At 49.6% G+C, this 16880-nt stretch carries 14 protein-coding genes, 3 tRNA genes and 4 pseudogenes; 12 read left to right on the forward strand and 9 right to left on the reverse strand.

All coding sequences use genetic code 11. The features are described 5' to 3' along the window. From DFR77_RS13400 to DFR77_RS08920, 6 genes and pseudogenes are all read right to left on the reverse strand, one after another. Positions 1 to 218: pseudogene (locus DFR77_RS13400) on the reverse strand (peptidase C39); the annotation flags it as partial. A 55-nt stretch (positions 219 to 273) separates the two neighbouring features. Continuing rightward, positions 274 to 498 carry a hypothetical protein gene (locus DFR77_RS08890; protein ID WP_002254464.1) on the reverse strand — a complete coding sequence of 75 codons (225 nt, stop codon included), beginning with the start codon at positions 496 to 498 and terminating at the stop codon, positions 274 to 276. Between the two features lie 424 nt (positions 499 to 922). Further along, positions 923 to 1209: pseudogene (locus DFR77_RS08900) on the reverse strand (hypothetical protein). A 235-nt stretch (positions 1210 to 1444) separates the two neighbouring features. After that, positions 1445 to 1716 (reverse strand): annotated as a pseudogene (locus DFR77_RS08905) (hypothetical protein). A gap of 876 nt (positions 1717 to 2592) precedes the next feature. Then, positions 2593 to 2844 carry a hypothetical protein gene (locus DFR77_RS08915; RefSeq protein ID WP_003690882.1) on the reverse strand — a complete coding sequence of 84 codons (252 nt, stop codon included), beginning with the start codon at positions 2842 to 2844 and terminating at the stop codon, positions 2593 to 2595. Positions 2845 to 2893: 49 nt separating this feature from the next. Next, positions 2894 to 3376 (reverse strand): annotated as a pseudogene (locus tag DFR77_RS08920) (hypothetical protein); the annotation flags it as partial. 166 nt (positions 3377 to 3542) lie between these two features. Here DFR77_RS08920 and DFR77_RS08925 point away from each other — a divergent pair. Further along, positions 3543 to 4466, forward strand: coding sequence for an RluA family pseudouridine synthase (locus DFR77_RS08925; RefSeq protein ID WP_003696870.1), 924 nt, complete (start codon positions 3543 to 3545; stop codon positions 4464 to 4466). Between the two features lie 78 nt (positions 4467 to 4544). Here the strand turns inward: DFR77_RS08925 and DFR77_RS08930 are convergent, their stop codons facing one another. Both DFR77_RS08930 and DFR77_RS08935 read right to left on the reverse strand, forming a co-directional pair. Next, positions 4545 to 5186: an alpha/beta hydrolase gene (locus tag DFR77_RS08930; protein ID WP_003687891.1), complete on the reverse strand. Its 642-nt coding sequence runs from the start codon at positions 5184 to 5186 to the stop codon at positions 4545 to 4547. Between the two features lie 54 nt (positions 5187 to 5240). Further along, positions 5241 to 6032, reverse strand: a complete 792-nt coding sequence (locus DFR77_RS08935; RefSeq protein WP_003696873.1) for a polyamine aminopropyltransferase — start codon at positions 6030 to 6032, stop codon at positions 5241 to 5243. Positions 6033 to 6197: 165 nt separating this feature from the next. Between DFR77_RS08935 and DFR77_RS08940 the strand changes: the two genes are divergently transcribed. From DFR77_RS08940 to DFR77_RS08985, 10 genes are all read left to right on the forward strand, one after another. Further along, positions 6198 to 6273: transfer RNA gene (locus DFR77_RS08940), tRNA-Thr, on the forward strand. 141 nt (positions 6274 to 6414) lie between these two features. Further along, complete coding sequence (gene panB / locus DFR77_RS08945) at positions 6415 to 7206, forward strand: 3-methyl-2-oxobutanoate hydroxymethyltransferase (RefSeq protein WP_003696874.1); 792 nt, start codon at positions 6415 to 6417, stop codon at positions 7204 to 7206. 122 nt (positions 7207 to 7328) lie between these two features. Then, positions 7329 to 8165 carry a pantoate--beta-alanine ligase gene (gene panC / locus DFR77_RS08950; protein WP_003690886.1) on the forward strand — a complete coding sequence of 279 codons (837 nt, stop codon included), beginning with the start codon at positions 7329 to 7331 and terminating at the stop codon, positions 8163 to 8165. 326 nt (positions 8166 to 8491) lie between these two features. Further along, positions 8492 to 10330: a tetratricopeptide repeat protein gene (locus tag DFR77_RS08955; RefSeq protein ID WP_020996795.1), complete on the forward strand. Its 1839-nt coding sequence runs from the start codon at positions 8492 to 8494 to the stop codon at positions 10328 to 10330. 139 nt (positions 10331 to 10469) lie between these two features. Continuing rightward, the gene (locus tag DFR77_RS08960; protein ID WP_020996796.1) at positions 10470 to 11051 is read left to right on the forward strand and encodes an outer membrane lipoprotein LolB; all 582 of its coding nucleotides are present in this window, start codon (positions 10470 to 10472) and stop codon (positions 11049 to 11051) included. A 9-nt stretch (positions 11052 to 11060) separates the two neighbouring features. Beyond that, entirely contained in the window at positions 11061 to 11906 is an 846-nt protein-coding gene (gene ispE / locus DFR77_RS08965) for a 4-(cytidine 5'-diphospho)-2-C-methyl-D-erythritol kinase (RefSeq protein WP_003692812.1), read from the forward strand. A 7-nt stretch (positions 11907 to 11913) separates the two neighbouring features. Beyond that, positions 11914 to 11989, forward strand: a tRNA-Gln gene (locus DFR77_RS08970). A 12-nt stretch (positions 11990 to 12001) separates the two neighbouring features. Continuing rightward, positions 12002 to 12077 (forward strand) — tRNA-Gln (locus tag DFR77_RS08975). Between the two features lie 167 nt (positions 12078 to 12244). Next, the gene (locus tag DFR77_RS08980) at positions 12245 to 13228 is read left to right on the forward strand and encodes a ribose-phosphate pyrophosphokinase (RefSeq protein WP_003687900.1); all 984 of its coding nucleotides are present in this window, start codon (positions 12245 to 12247) and stop codon (positions 13226 to 13228) included. Positions 13229 to 13294: 66 nt separating this feature from the next. Continuing rightward, a complete protein-coding gene (locus tag DFR77_RS08985; protein WP_003706608.1) occupies positions 13295 to 13867 on the forward strand; it encodes a 50S ribosomal protein L25/general stress protein Ctc in 573 nt (190 codons plus the stop codon). Positions 13868 to 13992: 125 nt separating this feature from the next. On the opposite strand, the gene DFR77_RS08990 is transcribed toward DFR77_RS08985, so the two are convergent. Further along, positions 13993 to 15162 carry a D-alanyl-D-alanine carboxypeptidase family protein gene (locus DFR77_RS08990; RefSeq protein WP_003690889.1) on the reverse strand — a complete coding sequence of 390 codons (1170 nt, stop codon included), beginning with the start codon at positions 15160 to 15162 and terminating at the stop codon, positions 13993 to 13995. A gap of 148 nt (positions 15163 to 15310) precedes the next feature. On the opposite strand from DFR77_RS08990, the gene ilvA reads away from it, so the two are divergent. Further along, a complete protein-coding gene (ilvA, locus tag DFR77_RS08995) occupies positions 15311 to 16837 on the forward strand; it encodes a threonine ammonia-lyase, biosynthetic (protein WP_003687904.1) in 1527 nt (508 codons plus the stop codon). Positions 16838 to 16880 lie beyond the last annotated feature (43 nt).

Raw genomic sequence — 16880 nt, forward strand, 5'->3', positions numbered from 1 at the left:
CCGTAAAAATTGTTCAAAAGCGTCGCCACCGAAGCCGCCCCGCAGGAAAAATCCAAATCCTGCTTTACAATATTGAAATCCCGCCGCGCTTTCCAGCTTTGTATTTTGACTTTGCCGTAGGCTATGGGGTTTTCTTCCGCAAAGGGAAAAGAATGTGCACAAAGCGGCAGGGCGGCGGCGAGGAGCAGGGAAGCGGCAAACCGCCTTTTTTGTTCCATCAAAATCCTCCTGAAAGGCTGCCTGAAATTTCCAAGCAGCCTTTTTGTTTGCTTATTAATCGGATAGTGCGACAAATATAAAGTGGGCGGCAATCATTGCCGTAGCGGCAGCCATAACTGTTTTATTTTCTTCAAACCAAAGCAAGTTGAGAAACATAAACATCAAGAAATATGATGGTTCTTCAGTTTTGCCGCTGCTTTCTTGAGTTAGAAGATAAAATATGGATATGGCGGTTATGCCGATTGCTGCTTTTATTAAAATATATTTGTTCTTCATCATCTTGTATGGTTTTTAATGCAAGTTTCAACAATAAAATTCGGAATAAGATAGAGAGATGTTGATATATCGGATAAATATATAGTGGATTAAATTTAAACCGGTACGGCATTACCTCGCCTTAGCTCAAAGAGAACGATTCTCTAAGGTGCTGAAGCACCGAGTGAATCGGTTCCGTACTATTTGTACTGTCTGCGGCTTCGTCGCCTTGTCCTGATTTAAATTTACTCCACTATACAAAACAATCAAGAAACGATTAGCGGTATGTATAATCTTGAATTTTGTTTTTTGATGAAATTAAAATAATGAAATATATGGTAAACGTTACAACGGAAGCCTTAGCCTCCCGATTGCAGTATTTCAATTCCAAGATGGATGCCGCATAGAAGATAAAATACTCAAATGGTTTTTTAGCGGCTTAAATATCTTATTTAATCTTATTGATTGTTTTTCCAATGGTTTCTGCAATCAATAATAAGAAATAGAATAATAAACAAACAGAACATGAAAATAAAAATAAATCTTTCATTATCCCAGTAATAAAATTCCAAAGATTTTCCTTATTTCCATCAACAATAAAAATTATCAGTTCATGAATAAAGAATACTGCAAAGAAAATGCTTCCTGCCGTTAGGGATATTTCTAACCTGCTTATTTTCCCTTCACTGTATTTACCTGATAAATAGCCTAAAAAGCTGCAATCAAATCATCTATTTTAAAAATTTCTGTAAAAACAGGTAATGCCTTTAATTCATTACCTGTTTTGCCATTATTTATCTATGATATAAGCGTCTCTTACCCTTCAGCCTCTTTGGGAAATCAAAGCCTGCTTAGAACGTATGTTGCACACCCAATTTCAATAGGTAAATCAGATTGCAAATCCAGCAATTTGAATATTGTCATTGTTCCGTGCAAAAGGAATCTTTATTGATGTGTTGTGTACTGGGTTTCAGCTTGGCTTTTTAGATAATCTTTTCACAAGAGCATACATCAATACTGTCCAAAAAAAAGATTTGATAAATATATTGCAACATATTTTATTCCACCTCCATCCGAAACAGAAACCAATATATTTTTAATTAATACATAGCTGATTATTACATTTATTATTCCTATAATATATAAGGATCTTGCCAAAATTTTTTTTGATTTTATTTTAGGAATATCTCTTATCCATGCTAAAATACAGCCCAATGTCGAAAAGAAAATAACAGCAAACACTACCTTACCTCCTCTCACTTCCAACCAAACCGATAGCAGGTTTGGTTGGAAGTTGGTTTATTTATTATTTAACGGCGAATGTCAGTGTTCTTACCCGTAGAACCTGCATAACCAGTTATGCCACCAGCAACAGCCCCCACTGCTACACCTCGCATACCATTAATCAGAATTCTTCCTATTTTTTCGAATCCACTATTTCTTCCAAAGATGCAGCAAACGCAGGTTGAGCCTAGACCCAATCTACGTTTGCTGCCGCATCTGATCCCTATTGTTTCTTATCCTTACATCTTCCTGCCTTGTCAATCAAATAAAGACAGAAGACTATACAAAAACTGACCGACATACTGAAAATACCTATCCCCTTCCATGCAATCTCCGCACCATTGACCCAATAGATCAGACTGAGAAACAACAAAGCCACAGTATAAATCAACGTAAAAAATATAGCGTAAAGCGCAATAAAGGGAACTTTTATCTCACGGTTGTTTTTTATAATATATTCAGCAACTTGATTTCCGAATATACCTGATAAAAAATATAGTATTAGATCATCCATTTCGTTTATCTTCTATGTTTTCCCATTGCGGCGCTAGAAGACTGATTTAATGCATGCACCATGCAATATAGTGGATTAACAAAAACCGGTACGGCGTTGCCTCGCCTTAGCTCAAAGAGAACGATTCCCTAAGGTGCTGAAGCACCAAGTGAATCGGTTCCGTACTATTTGTACTGTCTGCGGCTTCGTTGCCTTGTCCTGATTTTTGTTAATCCACTATAGTTTAAACAACTTTATTTTTGATTTTATCCCAAGTATAAACCTGACAATCGTATTTAAAAGCCGGATCTACGCCTAGCTTGTCCACTGGTATGTATGATTTAGACTAAAAAGAAATCAATCATTTGCTCAATTTTAAGCGTCTCCCCGACAGGTTCCCCTGTCTCAGGATCAAACTCAAGAAAACCTGATAAAAAATCATTAATAATCAATAATTTTTCATCACTGGAAACAGTATTGTTTATAATTTTTTCCCTTAGTACGGATAAAGCAAAATTTTCTAAAGAACTATATTGCCCCCCCCCATCAATTTTTTTAGAAATTAAAGCAACTATTTCATTTTTAATATTCATAATTTATCCTTAAGTTATAAAAGGGGCAAAGCCCCCTTTTTTTGATTAACGAGGCTTTGTTGCGCGATTTTTCGTAAACCGTGCTTTCAAGAAAGCTGATTAGGGCGGGGTTTTTGCCGTCTTTAAGGAAGGTGTGGCTGATGCCGGCGGATATGTCGGACATCCGTTTGTTGCGGGTTTTGCCGTTGCCGTCGAGTTTGCGTTCTTCGTGCCACAGATAGCTGCCGCTGCCGTAAATGTCGGTATTGCCGGTCAGTCCGTAGCGCAAACCGAGCGTGCCGGCGAGCATATCGGTATTGCTGCCGTTTTCTTGAATTTCGGTCGGAATGGGGATAAACGAGGTTGCGCCGGTTTGAATGTAAACCGGTGCGGCAAGTGCGGCGCGGCTGTTTTCGCTATTCAGATAGGTAAGGGAAGTTTCCAGTTTCCATTTTCCCTTGTCGGTCATTATGTCTTCAATCGTCAAGGGCAGGTCGGCATAAGCGGATAAAGGCAGGATGGCGGGCAAGGCGGGCAAAAAGATACGTTTCATATTTCCTCTTATTGATATTAATTCTTATTTAATAATAGTAATGAATATCCGATAATTCTGTTTAAACAAATTTTTAAATCAAAAAAAAAACGATATATTTGTTTTTATCAATTATGTTTTGATATGCCGTCTGAAAAGTTTGTGAAAAACGGTTACAATCCGCCGCATGAAAAAACGCAATAATCCTCTTCCGCTGTTGAACGGTGTCAAACCCAGTTATTTGGTGCTGCCGCATGAAAAGCAGTTTTACGGGCTGCCGCTGCTGCATTTTCTGTGCATCCGCTTTCCTTTTTTGGGAGCGGACGATTGGCGGAGGCGGTTGAACAGCGGTTTTGTGGTCGGTTCGGATGGTGCGGCGTTGGACGAACATTCTTTGTTCGAGCCCGGTAAGACGATGTTTTATTACCGTGAAACCGGTTGTGAGAGCGAGCCGCGTATTCCGTTTGAAGAAAAGATTTTGTTTGTCGATGAACATTTGATTGTGGTGGACAAGCCGCATTTTCTGCCCGTCATCCCCGGCGGGCGTTTTTTGCGGGAAACGCTGCTCACGCGTCTGCGCCTGCGTCCCGAATTGCAGCATTTGAATGTTGAAGACATTACGCCGATTCACCGCTTGGACAAGGATACGGCGGGTGTGATGCTGCTGTCGCACAATCCTGCCACACGCGGGGCTTATCAGACGATGTTTCAAAACAAAACGGTATGGAAAACGTATGAGGCGCTTGCGCCGACAAAGACGGATTTGCCGTATCCGCTCGATGTGGTTTCGCGTTTGGTAAGGGGTGAGAAATTTTTTACGACGCAAGAGGCCGAAGGCGTGCCGAATGCGCACACGACGGTCGAATTGATTGAAAACAGGGGGGAATTCAGCCTTTACCGCCTTACGCCGCATACCGGCAAGAAACACCAGTTACGCGTGCATATGATGGGTTTGGGTATGCCGCTGTTGAATGACGCGCTCTATCCCGTGCCGTCTGAAGCGGGTAGCGAGGATTATCGGAAACCTTTGAAGCTTTTGGCAAAAAAGATTGCGTTTGCAGATCCTTTGTCGGGTCGGGAAAGGGTGTTTTGCAGCGGGTTTTGCCTGTAATGAGAGGGAACGCAAACCCGTATCGGCAGATGCCGCCGGATACGGGTTTGATATTATCGATGCTGTCTGAAAGGGGCTTTATCCGTTCAGGCATACGGGTGCGAAGCGGAGGATGGTGTCGCGCAGGACGATGAGTTTGCCGTGAAAGAAGTGCGTCGAACCGGCGATGGTAATGACGGGCAAATCTTGCGGTTCTGCCCATTTCAGGGCTTTTTCGATTTCGACGACCTCATCTTCCGCGCCGTGTATCATCAGCGTTTTGGCAACGTTGGGAACGGCGGACGGCTCGGGGCGGTCGGTATAGTGGCAGACTGCCGCACCGATGAGCAGCAATAAATCGGGTATGCGCACTTGTGCGGCAAATGTGGCGACATAGCCGCCGAAGGAAAAGCCGGATAAGGCAAATTCCGGGGCTTCGGGATGTTGGGCGCGGGCATAGTCGATGACGGCGAGGCAGTCTTGCGTTTCGCCGCGTCCGTAATCATGTGTGCCTTCGCTGCCGCCTACGCCGCGAAGGTTGGGAAGGTAGCAGTGGAAGCCGAGCTTGCTCAATGCTTTGGCGGCGGTTTGGATGACTTTGTTGGTGTTCGTCCCGCCTTGGAGGGGGTTGGGGTGGTTGATGACGGCAACACCGCGTGCCGGTACTTGTTCGGACGGGATATGGATGGTTTCTAAAATGCCGGCAGGGCCGGGTATGTGTATGGTTTCGGGTTTCAGCATAATGGTTTCCTCTTGATTTTCCGCATATTCCGATGCAGCCGCGAAGATGGCGGCTTAAAGGTGGAAATGCTTGCCGTTGTTGGGGTTGGACGCTTTCAGGCCGGCGAGCATGCGGTGGAAGTCCAATCCGTATGCGTTGCTCAGTTTGTCGGCACGTTTTTTGAGTTTGTCTATGTTTTGCTCTTTGGGGCTGCTTTGGAAGGCCATTACCGCGACATTGCCGTGGCTTTCGGCAGGAAGTTTCAATACGCGCCCTTCAAAAACGCTCAACAACCGTTCGATGAAGCGTTGATAGCGTTTGTCGCCGCTCCACCAGTTGGTAACGAATATGCCGTCTGAAGAGAGTGCGTTGCGGCAGTCTCTGAAAAACGGTTCTTCAACCAGCGTATCGATGATTTGTTCGCCGTCGAATCCGTCCACCAAGATGATATCGGTGTTGTGGCGGAAGACTTTGATGTATTCCGCACCGTCTGCTTCGATAATTTCAAATTTTCCGCCCTCGAAAGGCAACTCAAACAGGTTGCGGGCAATGGCGATGACCTGAGGATTGATGTCCACGGCGGTTTGGCGCGTGTCGGGCAGGTAGGTGTCTGTCCAGCGTGCAAACGAACCGCCGCCCAAGCCGATTTGGGTGATATGTTGCGGCAGGCGTTCCGCAAACAGCAGCCAGCCCATCATCGCGCGGCTGTAAGAGAGCACCAGCTCGGACGGGCGGTCGAGGTTCATCGAGCTTTGAACGGTGTCGCTGCCCAAGTGAAGCGAACGGATATTGCCTTCTTCGGAAATACCGACTTCGGGAAAGCCGGATTTTGCAGGACGCAGGCGGCGGTAGGGATGTCTTGCCATCGGTGTGAACGGTCGGTTTGAAAGGCGGATATTTTATCAGAATGCCGATGCTTGTTCTGTTTCAAATTAATTTTGTTTTAAATAAGATACTTAGTGTATTTTTATGAGGGGGTCGAACAAATTTCTTGCCAAAGTGTGAAGTTGCCTGCATAATTCGCCTTCTTTGCCGGTATAGCTCAGTTGGTAGAGCACCTGACTTGTAATCAGGGAGTCCCGAGTTCGACTCTTGGTGCCGGCACCAGATTTGACAGCCCGATTGTGTAAAACAGTCGGGCTGTTTTGCATTTGCGGCACGGTCGGTGGCAGGGCTGCGGGCATTTCACTATAATAGCCCGTTTCAAACTGAAAAGGCCGTCTGAAAAGGGCGGGGTAACAATATCTGATGATTACTGTGAACACACTGCAAAAAATGAAGGCGGCCGGCGAGAAAATCGTTATGCTGACCGCTTACGAATCCAGTTTTGCCGCGCTGATGGACGATGCCGGCGTGGATGTGCTGTTGGTCGGGGATTCTTTGGGAATGGCGGTTCAGGGGCGACAGTCGACGCTGCCGGTCAGCCTGCGCGATATGTGCTATCACACCGAATGTGTAGCACGCGGTGCAAAAAATGCGATGATTGTCAGCGATTTGCCGTTTGGTGCATATCAGCAGAGTAAGGAGCAGGCGTTTGCCGCCGCCGCCGAACTGATGGCTGCCGGCGCGCATATGGTCAAACTCGAAGGCGGCGTGTGGATGGCGGAAACGACTGAATTTCTGCAAATGCGCGGAATTCCGGTCTGTGCCCACATCGGTCTGACCCCGCAATCCGTGTTTGCCTTCGGCGGATATAAAGTTCAGGGGCGCGGCGGCAAGGCGCAGGCGTTGCTTAACGATGCCAAGGTGCATGATGAAGCCGGAGCTGCCGTCGTACTGATGGAATGCGTGCCGGCGGAACTGGCAAAAAAGGTAACTGAAACTGTTTCCTGTCCGACCATCGGCATCGGGGCGGGCGCGGATTGCGACGGTCAGGTTTTGGTGATGCACGATATGCTCGGTATTTTCCCGGGCAAAACGGCGAAATTCGTCAAAAACTTTATGCGCGGGCAAAGCAGCATCCAGGCTGCGGTTCGGGCGTATGTTGCCGAAGTCAAAGCCAAAACCTTCCCTGCTGCGGAACATATTTTTGCAGATTGAACAAGGTCTGCTGCCGATGCCGTCTGAAAGCCGTTTCAGACGGCATTTTGTTTTGCCGTGCGCGGCGCGTATAATCGGCGCGTTTTGTCGGGCAGGAAGCCCGAAGGATAAGGATTACCGTAATGCAAATCATACATACCATTCGAGAACTGCGCACGTGGCGTGAAAATATAGGAAAGGTGGCATTTGTGCCGACCATGGGCAATCTGCATGAAGGGCATCTTGCCCTTGTTCGCGAAGCCAGAAAACGCGCCGACAACGTTGTTGTCAGCATATTCGTCAACCGCTTGCAATTCGGTCAGGGCGAGGATTTCGACAAATATCCGCGTACTTTGCAACAGGATGCGGACAAACTTGCCGCCGAAGGCGTTGCCGTTGTTTTCGCGCCCGATGAGAAAGAACTCTATCCGAACGTGGAACAGCGTTACAACGTCGAACCGCCCCATTTGCAAAACGAATTGTGCGGCAAATTCCGCCCCGGCCATTTTCGCGGCGTGGCGACGGTGGTGTCCAAGCTGTTCAATATCGTTTTGCCGGATGTTGCCTGTTTCGGCAAAAAAGATTACCAGCAGCTTGCCGTGATTAAAGGTTTGACCGAGGATTTGAATTTCGATATCGAAATTGTCCCCGTCGATACGGGGCGGGCGGCGGACGGTTTGGCACTCTCCAGCCGCAACCGGTACTTGAGCGTTGGGGAACGCGCCGAAGCACCGCGCCTGTACCGCGAGCTGCAGGCTGTTGCCGAATCGCTGAAGCAGGGCGGTTTGGATTATGCGGGTTTGGAGCGGCAGGCTGCCGACCATTTGACCGCTGCGGGCTGGCTGGTCGATTATGTGGAAATCCGCCGCGCCGATACGCTTGAAATGGCGCGGGCGGGAGATAAGAAACTGGTGGTCTTGGCCGCCGCCCGTCTGGGGACGACGCGTCTGATTGACAATGTGGAAGTCGGCCTGCCTTAGCCCGCCGGAGCCGGGAATGCCGCCTGAAGCGGATTTGCGTTTCAGACGGCATTTTGCCGTCGGCTGTGCTTCGGAATAATGTCGGAAAATAGACGGAATGAAATAAATTTCTTTTTGTTCAACAAATTAAACTGTCAAACCAAATAATAAGGCAAGGATTGTCCGGCATCGCATACAGGCAAACCGACGCAATCTCAAAACACAGCCCTGCCTTCGGGCGGGTTTTGCAAATCTACAAACCGTTTGGCTTGTGATAAAGTGACGCCTTGTCTAGATACTCAATATGCCGTCTGAAGGTTCGGACGGATGTCGGATAAAGGATGATTATGTTACCCGCCCGTTTCACTATTTTATCTGTCCTCGCAGCAGCCCTGCTTGCCGGACAGGCGTATGCTGCCGGCGCGGCGGATGTGGAGCTGCCGAAGGAAGTCGGAAAGGTTTTAAGGAAACATCGGCGTTACAGCGAGGAAGAAATCAAAAACGAACGCGCACGGCTTGCGGCAGTGGGCGAACGGGTCAACAGGGTGTTTACGCTGTTGGGCGGTGAAACGGCTTTGCAGAAAGGGCAGGCGGGAACGGCTCTGGCAACCTATATGCTGATGTTGGAACGCACAAAATCCCCCGAAGTCGCCGAACGCGCCTTGGAAATGGCCGTGTCGCTGAACGCGTTTGAACAGGCGGAAATGATTTATCAGAAATGGCGGCAGATCGAGCCTATACCGGGTGAGGCGCAAAAACGGGCGGGGTGGCTGCGGAACGTATTGAGGGAAGGGGGAAATCAGCATCTGGACGGGTTGGAAGAGGTGCTGGCGCAATCGGACGATGTGCAAAAACGCAGGATATTTTTGCTGCTGGTGCAAGCCGCCGTGCAGCAGGGTGGGGTGGCTCAAAAAGCATCGAAAGCGGTTCGCCGTGCGGCGTTGAAGTATGAACATCTGCCCGAAGCGGCGGTTGCCGATGCGGTGTTCGGCGTACAGGGACGCGAAAAGGAAAAGGCAATCGAAGCTTTGCAGCGTTTGGCGAAGCTCGATACGGAAATATTGCCCCCCACTTTAATGACGTTGCGTCTGACTGCACGCAAATATCCCGAAATACTCGACGGCTTTTTCGAGCAGACAGACACCCAAAACCTTTCGGCCGTCTGGCAGGAAATGGAAATTATGAATCTGGTTTCCCTGCGTAAGCCGGATGATGCCTATGCGCGTTTGAACGTGCTGTTGGAACACAACCCGAATGCAAACCTGTATATTCAGGCGGCGATATTGGCGGCAAACCGAAAAGAAGGTGCGTCCGTTATCGACGGCTACGCCGAAAAGGCATACGGCAGGGGGACGGGGGAACAGCGGGGCAGGGCGGCAATGACGGCGGCGATGATATATGCCGACCGCAGGGATTACGCCAAAGTCAGGCAGTGGTTGAAAAAAGTGTCCGCGCCGGAATACCTGTTCGACAAAGGCGTGCTGGCGGCTGCGGCGGCTGCCGAATTGGACGGAGGCCGGGCGGCTTTGCGGCAGATCGGCAGGGTGCGGAAACTTCCCGAACAGCAGGGGCGGTATTTTACGGCAGACAATTTGTCCAAAATACAGATGCTCGCCCTGTCGAAGCTGCCCGACAAACGGGAAGCCCTGATCGGGCTGAACAACATCATCGCCAAACTTTCGGCGGCGGGAAGCACGGAACCTTTGGCGGAAGCATTGGCACAGCGTTCCATTATTTACGAACAGTTCGGCAAACGGGGAAAAATGATTGCCGACCTTGAAACCGCGCTCAAACTTACGCCCGATAATGCACAAATTATGAATAATCTGGGCTACAGCCTGCTTTCCGATTCCAAACGTTTGGACGAGGGTTTCGCCCTGCTTCAGACGGCATACCAAATCAACCCGGACGATACCGCCGTTAACGACAGCATAGGCTGGGCGTATTACCTGAAAGGCGACGCGGAAAGCGCGCTGCCGTATCTGCGGTATTCGTTTGAAAACGACCCCGAGCCCGAAGTTGCCGCCCATTTGGGCGAAGTGTTGTGGGCATTGGGCGAACGCGATCAGGCGGTTGACGTATGGACGCAGGCGGCACACCTTACGGGAGACAAGAAAATATGGCGGGAGACGCTCAAACGCTACGGAATCGCCTTGCCCGAGCCTTCCCGAAAACCCCGGAAATAATGCAGGCCCATCCTTTCAGACGGCATAAGGTTTGCCGGGAAGCCGGGGCATTCGGGCAAACGGCACGCAGTTCGCACGCGTTTTGCACGGCACGCCGCACCCGTCGGCCGGCAGGATGACACCCGTTAAGGAAACTCTGATGAAACACACCGTATCCGCATCGGTCATCCTGCTTTTGACCGCTTGCGCGCAATTACCTCAAAATAACGAAAACCTGTGGCAGCCGTCCGAACACATCAGCAGTTTTGCAGCGGAAGGGCGGTTGGCAGTCAAAGCGGAAGGGAAAGGTTCGTATGCAAATTTCGATTGGACATACCAACCGCCCGTGGAAACCATCAATATCAACACCCCTTTGGGCGGCACGCTCGGACAGTTGTGTCAAGACAGGGACGGCGCATTGGCAGTGGACGGCAAAGGAAATGTCTATCAGGCAGAGGGTACGGAAGACTTGAGCAGGCAGCTGGTCGGTTTCAAACTGCCAATCCAATATCTGCATATCTGGGCGGAAGGCAGGCGTGTGGCGGGCGCGCCTTACCGCATCCGTTCAGACGGCATATTGGAACAATACGGTTGGACAATCGGCAGAACCGCCGACAGTGGGGGGCAAGTCCGAACGTTGCAACTGAATAACGGAAATTTGAACATCAGGCTGGTTTTCACCGAAATTGGAATGCCGTCTGAAACCGAAACCCCGGAACGCTGTGCGGCGCGCACGAGATAAGGCGGACAGATGAATATTGCGGACGGACGGCAGGCGTTTCCCGCACCTGCAAAACTGAATCTCGATTTGAGGATTACCGGCAGGCGGGAAGACGGTTATCACAATATCGAAAGCATATTCTGCCTGATAGATTTGCAGGATACCGTATATTTGAAACCGAGGGACGACGGCAAAATCATCCTGCACAATCCTGTCGGCGGAATACCGCAGGAAGCCGATTTGAGCTACCGTGCCGCATCGTTGCTGCAAAAATATGCGCGCAACCTTGCCGGCGTGGAAATATGGCTGGACAAAAAAATCCCGACCGGCGCCGGCTTGGGAGGGGGGAGTTCCGATGCCGCAACGGTTTTGCTGGTGTTGAACCGTTGGTGGCAGTGTGGTTTGACGCAGTGGCAGCTCATTGATTTGGGTGCGGCTTTGGGTGCGGACGTACCGTTTTTTATTTTCGGAAAAAATGCTTTTGCAAGCGGGATAGGTGAAAAACTGATAGGAATGGATATTCCGAAACAGTGGTATGTTATTGTCAAACCTCCCGTCCACGTTTCCACCGCAAAAATTTTCACATACGAAGGCTTGACACGGGATTCTGCCTCAAGCATAATGCCGACTTTCCAAAACCTGCAACCGTTCAGAAACGATATGCAGGCAGTGGTATTTAAAGAATACCCTGAAGTTTGGAAAGCTTATTCCGAGTTGTCGAAATACGGTTCTGCAATGATGACCGGCTCAGGAGCCTGTATATTTGCAGCATTTCAAGCTAGGAATAGCGCATACAATATATACCGACAAGTTTCAGGTTTGTACGAGGCATATTTGGCAGAGGGTCTTTCAAAACATCCTTTGTTGTCCGTATAAACATTGTTGGGGAGTCGTCAAGCGGTTAAGACACTGGATTTTGATTCCAGCATGCGAAGGTTCGAATCCTTCCTCCCCAGCCAAGTCAAACAAGTTGGGGAGTCGTCAAGCGGTTAAGACACTGGATTTTGATTCCAGCATGCGAAGGTTCGAATCCTTCCTCCCCAGCCAGACAAAAGCGTGTAAGCCTGCTTACACGCTTTTTATTTCATAGAAATAAAAATATTGAAACGCCTTTGTTTGTGTCGGATGTTGCAGGTATAATGCCGGGCTTGGTACAAGCGGAGGGAAGCATTGTGTTTTCTGAGCGGAAGTTAAACATAAAATCAGGTGAGAATATGGCTGCGTACGACAGTTTGATGGTATTTACAGGCAATGCCAATCCCGAATTGGCACAACGTGTTGTCAGGCATTTGGACATTTCTTTGGGCAATGCTTCCGTATCCAAGTTTTCAGACGGCGAAGTTGCCGTCGAACTGTTGGAAAACGTACGCGGGCGCGACGTTTTCATCCTTCAGCCGACCTGTGCGCCGACCAATGACAACCTGATGGAAATCCTGACGATGGCGGATGCACTGAAGCGTGCTTCGGCAGGTCGTATTACCACAGCCATTCCGTATTTCGGCTATGCGCGCCAAGACCGCCGTCCGCGTTCCGTCCGCGTTCCGATTTCTGCCAAACTGGTGGCAAATATGCTGTATTCGGCAGGGATCGACCGTGTTTTGACTGTCGATTTGCATGCCGACCAGATTCAAGGTTTCTTCGATATTCCGGTGGACAATATTTATGCCACTCCGATTTTGTTGAACGACATCAAGCAGCAGCGGATTGAAAATCTGACCGTCGTCAGCCCGGACATCGGCGGTGTCGTCCGCGCCCGCGCCGTGGCAAAATCTTTGAATGCCGACTTGGCAATCATCGACAAACGCCGCCCGAAAGCCAATGTGGCGGAAGTTATGAACATCATCGGCGATATTCAAGGCAAAACCTGTCTGATTGTGGACGATATGATTGACACTGCAAATACGCTGTGCAAAGCCGCCGTCGCCTTGAAAGAGCGCGGTGCAGAACGTGTCTTGGCTTATGCCAGCCACGCTGTATTCTCCGGAGAGGCGGTCAGCCGTATTGCCTCATCCGAAATCGACCAGGTGGTCGTAACCGATACCATTCCTTTGTCTGAAGCGGCTAAAAACTGCGACCGTATCCGTCAGGTAACGATTGCAGGTTTGTTGGCCGAAACCGTCCGCCGCATTAGCAATGAAGAATCCGTCTCATATCTTTTCAATGAAGAAGTGATGACAGGCAGCATGTTGCTGCCGTAACCCCGATGCCGTCTTAAGCTGGTCGCGGCCGATGACGGCAGTTTTATTTAACTTGGAGTATTTAACATGACTTATGAAATTCAAGCCTCTGTTCGTGAAGCACAAGGCACTGGTGCGAGCCGCCGCCTGCGTCGCGAAGGTCAAATCCCCGGTATTTTGTACGGTGAAGGTCAAGAGCCTGTTGCCATTGCTGTGGATCACAAAACCGTATTTTACGCATTGGAAAAAGAATCTTTCCATACTGCGTTGATTAAATTGTCTCTGAACGGCGAAACCAAAGACGTTATCGTCCGCGATTTCCAAATGCACCCGTTCCGCCGCGAAGTCCAACATATCGACTTCCAAGCCGTTAAAGCAGACCAACCCGTACGCATCCGCGTTCCCCTGCACATCGTTAACGCTGAAAATTCTCAAGCCGTTAAATTGCAAGGCGGTCGCGTATCTCTGCTGAACACGGCTGTTGAAGTGCTTGCGTTGCCTGCCAATATCCCTGCTTTCTTGGATTTGGATTGTGCCGAAGTGGTTGCCGGCGACATTTTGCACTTGTCAGACATCAAACTGCCTGAAGGTGTAGAAAGCGTTTCCCTGAAACGTAACGAAAATCTGGCTGTTGCTACCGTTACCGGTAAAAAGCGCTAACTTACTTCCATCAGCAGGGCGGCGCGTATGCAATACGTACCGCCCTGTTGTTTTATGCCGTCTGAACCGTGTTTCAGACGGCATTTCTTTATTTGTTGGAAAAGCGGGATATTTGAAACGGCAGATTACTGCCCTGTCAGACGCGTCCAAAGCCTTTGCCACCGGCTTCTTTTTTCTACATTTTCCAGTGCGACGATTTCTTTTTCGGCAATGGTATGTCCGTTTTGCCTGATTTTGATTTTTCCTAAAATCTGCCCTTTTTTTACCGGGGCGGGAATCGGCTGTATGGTTTCCAAAATCTGTTCTGCCATTTTCGCTTCCTTATGTGGCAGAGTGATGTAGGCTTCTTTGAGAAAGCCTGCGCGGACGGTTTTTTTGCTGCCTCCGGAAATTTGGATTTGGGCAACGGTTTTGCCTTTCGGATATATTTTGGGCGTATCGAAGGCCTGCAATGCCCGGTTCAGCAGCTTGCTGTTGTCCGATGCGCGGGTTTCCGCCGATTCCGAACCTAGTGTGATGACAAGGATGTGCCTGCCGTTGCCGGAGTATGACACGGCAAGGTTGTAGCCGCCGCTTTCTGTGTGCCCGGCTTTCAGGCCGTTTACATTGTTGTCCCTATATAAAAGGATATTGCGGTTGTTTTGTTCTATGTTTTCAAACTTGAACGATTTGATGGAAAACAGCGGGTAATATTCCGGAAAGTCGCGCATCAATGCTTCAGACAGCAGGGCGAGGTCTTTGGCGGTGGAAACCTGTCCTTCTCTACCCAAGCCTGTCGGGTTTTTGAATACGGTGTTCTTCATGCCCAAGCGTCGGGCTTCTTTGTTCATTTGTTGCACAAAATTTTCAATCGAGCCGTTGCCCAGCCGGTCGGCAAGGGTTAGGGCGGCATCGTTTGCGCATAGGGCAATCATGCCTTTTAAGAGTTTGTCGGTACTGACCGTATCGCCGGGACGTACAAACATTCTGCTTCCTTCTGAAGCCCATGCGGATTCGGGTATTTTTAAGTTTTCTTCAGATTGGATATTTCCCGATTTCATGTTTTTGAAAACCAAATATGCGGTCATCAGTTGGGTTAGTGCCGCCGGTTCGACAGGGGTATTGGTGTTTTTGGCGGATAAAGTCTGCCTGCTTTGAAGGTCGATAACGATGTGTGCCGCCGTGAGGGTTTCGGGTGTTTGGAGCGTGGGGGCGGCGTGTACCGTCGGTCTGTTGGGCGCGGGCGATGCAGCCGTTGCGTGAGAAACGCCTAAGATGATGGGAAGAAGGACGGGCAGGATTTTATGTGCTGTCATGAAATATTCTAAATTGTGTGAGTGTTTCAGCCTGCCGATTATACGCTTAGGGTGTCTGATCGGGCGGATTTTTCTTGCTTTCGCGCCGTCTTGGGCGTATGGTTTTGGGTTTTGCGATTTTAATAAACCGATTATCCCGCATTGAATTATGAACACGCCCCTTCCTTATTCCGATTACCTCATCCGCATCCTGACGGCGTCTGTCTATGATGTAGCGGTCGAAACGCCTTTGGAACCGGCACGCAGCCTTTCTGTACGTTTGAAAAACAACATCCTTTTGAAACGCGAAGATTTGCAGCCGGTTTTTTCGTTCAAAATACGCGGCGCGTACAACAAAATGTCCAAGTTGCCGAAAGATGCGCTCGCTTGCGGCGTGATTGCGGCAAGCGCGGGCAATCACGCACAAGGCGTGGCGTTGTCCGCACAGCGTTTGGGCTGCCGTGCCGTTATCGTCATGCCGGAGACTACGCCGAAAATTAAAGTGGATGCGGTTAAAAGCCGTGGCGGCGAGGTGGTTTTGCGGGGTGTTTCATACAACGATGCCTACGATTATGCGATGGAGCTGGCGGAACAGGAAGGGCTGACCTATATCGCGCCGTTTGACGATCCCGATGTGATTGCGGGACAGGGGACGGTGGGGATGGAAATTGTCAGCCAGCATCCCGATCCAATCCGCGCCGTATTCGTACCGATAGGGGGCGGCGGTTTGGCGGCGGGCGTGGCGGCATTTATCAAACAGGTTCGTCCCGAAATTAAAGTTATCGGCGTACAGACCAACGATTCCTGCTGTATGAAGCAGTCGGTCGAAGCAGGCGAAATCGTCCATTTGAAAGATGTCGGGCTGTTTTCAGACGGTACGGCGGTCAAAGTCGTCGGAAACGGAACCTTCCGCCTCTGCAAAGAACTTTTGGATGAAATCATTACAGTCGATACCGATGCGGTTTGCGGCGCGGTCAAGGATATTTTCGATGACACGCGCAGCATTACCGAGCCGGCCGGCGCGTTGGCGTTGGCGGGTCTGAAAGCCTATATTGCCCGAGAAGGTGCGGAAAACCAAACCCTGATTGCCGTTACCAGCGGTGCGAATATGAATTTTCACCGTTTGCGCCACGTTTCGGAACGGAGCGAATTGGGCGAGGGCAACGAAGGTATTTTTGCCGTTACCATCCCCGAAGAACGCGGCAGCTTCCTTAAGTTTGTCAATATATTGGGAAATAGGAATATTACCGAGTTCAACTACCGCTACGGCGGCGATGAAAAAGCGCATATCTTTGTCGGACTTCAAGCGGCAGGCCCGCAGGATTTGGCGGTTATCGGCAGCCGGTTGGATGAGGCGGGATTGCCCAATGTCGATTTGACCAATAATGAGATTGCCAAAATCCATATCCGCTATATGGTCGGAGGGCGGACGGACAAAGTAGGGCACGAGCGTCTGGTCAGTTTTGAGTTTCCGGAGCGTCCGGGCGCGTTGGCGCGCTTTTTGAACCATATGCAGGGCGGTTGGAACATTACGCTCTTCCATTACCGCAACCACGGTGCGGATTACGGGCGGATTTTGGTCGGTATCGACGTGCCGCCGCACGATGCCGCCGCATTTGACGGTTTCTTGGAAAGTCTGGGATACAGCTATCACGAGGAAACGCAAAATGCCGCGTACAAGCTGTTTCTTGCCTGACGTTTGACACGCAATGCCGTCTGAAAGCCTTTCAGACGGCATT

The organism is Neisseria gonorrhoeae, assembly GCF_003315235.1.
Taxonomy (GTDB): domain Bacteria; phylum Pseudomonadota; class Gammaproteobacteria; order Burkholderiales; family Neisseriaceae; genus Neisseria; species Neisseria gonorrhoeae.

Bases quoted from the DNA above. Each gene is read 5' to 3' on its own strand.
- DFR77_RS08915 (WP_003690882.1), bottom strand. From the start codon at position 2,844: ATGAATATTAAAAATGAAATAGTTGCTTTAATTTCTAAAAAAATTGAT.
- DFR77_RS08955 (WP_020996795.1), top strand. From the start codon at position 8,492: ATGTTACCCGCCCGTTTCACTATTTTATCTGTCCTCGCAGCAGCCCTG.
- DFR77_RS08925 (WP_003696870.1), top strand. From the start codon at position 3,543: ATGAAAAAACGCAATAATCCTCTTCCGCTGTTGAACGGTGTCAAACCC.
- DFR77_RS08890 (WP_002254464.1), bottom strand. From the start codon at position 498: ATGATGAAGAACAAATATATTTTAATAAAAGCAGCAATCGGCATAACC.
- ilvA (WP_003687904.1), top strand. From the start codon at position 15,311: ATGAACACGCCCCTTCCTTATTCCGATTACCTCATCCGCATCCTGACG.
- DFR77_RS08930 (WP_003687891.1), bottom strand. From the start codon at position 5,186: ATGCTGAAACCCGAAACCATACACATACCCGGCCCTGCCGGCATTTTA.
- panB (WP_003696874.1), top strand. From the start codon at position 6,415: ATGATTACTGTGAACACACTGCAAAAAATGAAGGCGGCCGGCGAGAAA.
- ispE (WP_003692812.1), top strand. From the start codon at position 11,061: ATGAATATTGCGGACGGACGGCAGGCGTTTCCCGCACCTGCAAAACTG.
- DFR77_RS08960 (WP_020996796.1), top strand. From the start codon at position 10,470: ATGAAACACACCGTATCCGCATCGGTCATCCTGCTTTTGACCGCTTGC.
- panC (WP_003690886.1), top strand. From the start codon at position 7,329: ATGCAAATCATACATACCATTCGAGAACTGCGCACGTGGCGTGAAAAT.
- DFR77_RS08985 (WP_003706608.1), top strand. From the start codon at position 13,295: ATGACTTATGAAATTCAAGCCTCTGTTCGTGAAGCACAAGGCACTGGT.
- DFR77_RS08990 (WP_003690889.1), bottom strand. From the start codon at position 15,162: ATGACAGCACATAAAATCCTGCCCGTCCTTCTTCCCATCATCTTAGGC.
- DFR77_RS08980 (WP_003687900.1), top strand. From the start codon at position 12,245: ATGGCTGCGTACGACAGTTTGATGGTATTTACAGGCAATGCCAATCCC.
- DFR77_RS08935 (WP_003696873.1), bottom strand. From the start codon at position 6,032: ATGGCAAGACATCCCTACCGCCGCCTGCGTCCTGCAAAATCCGGCTTT.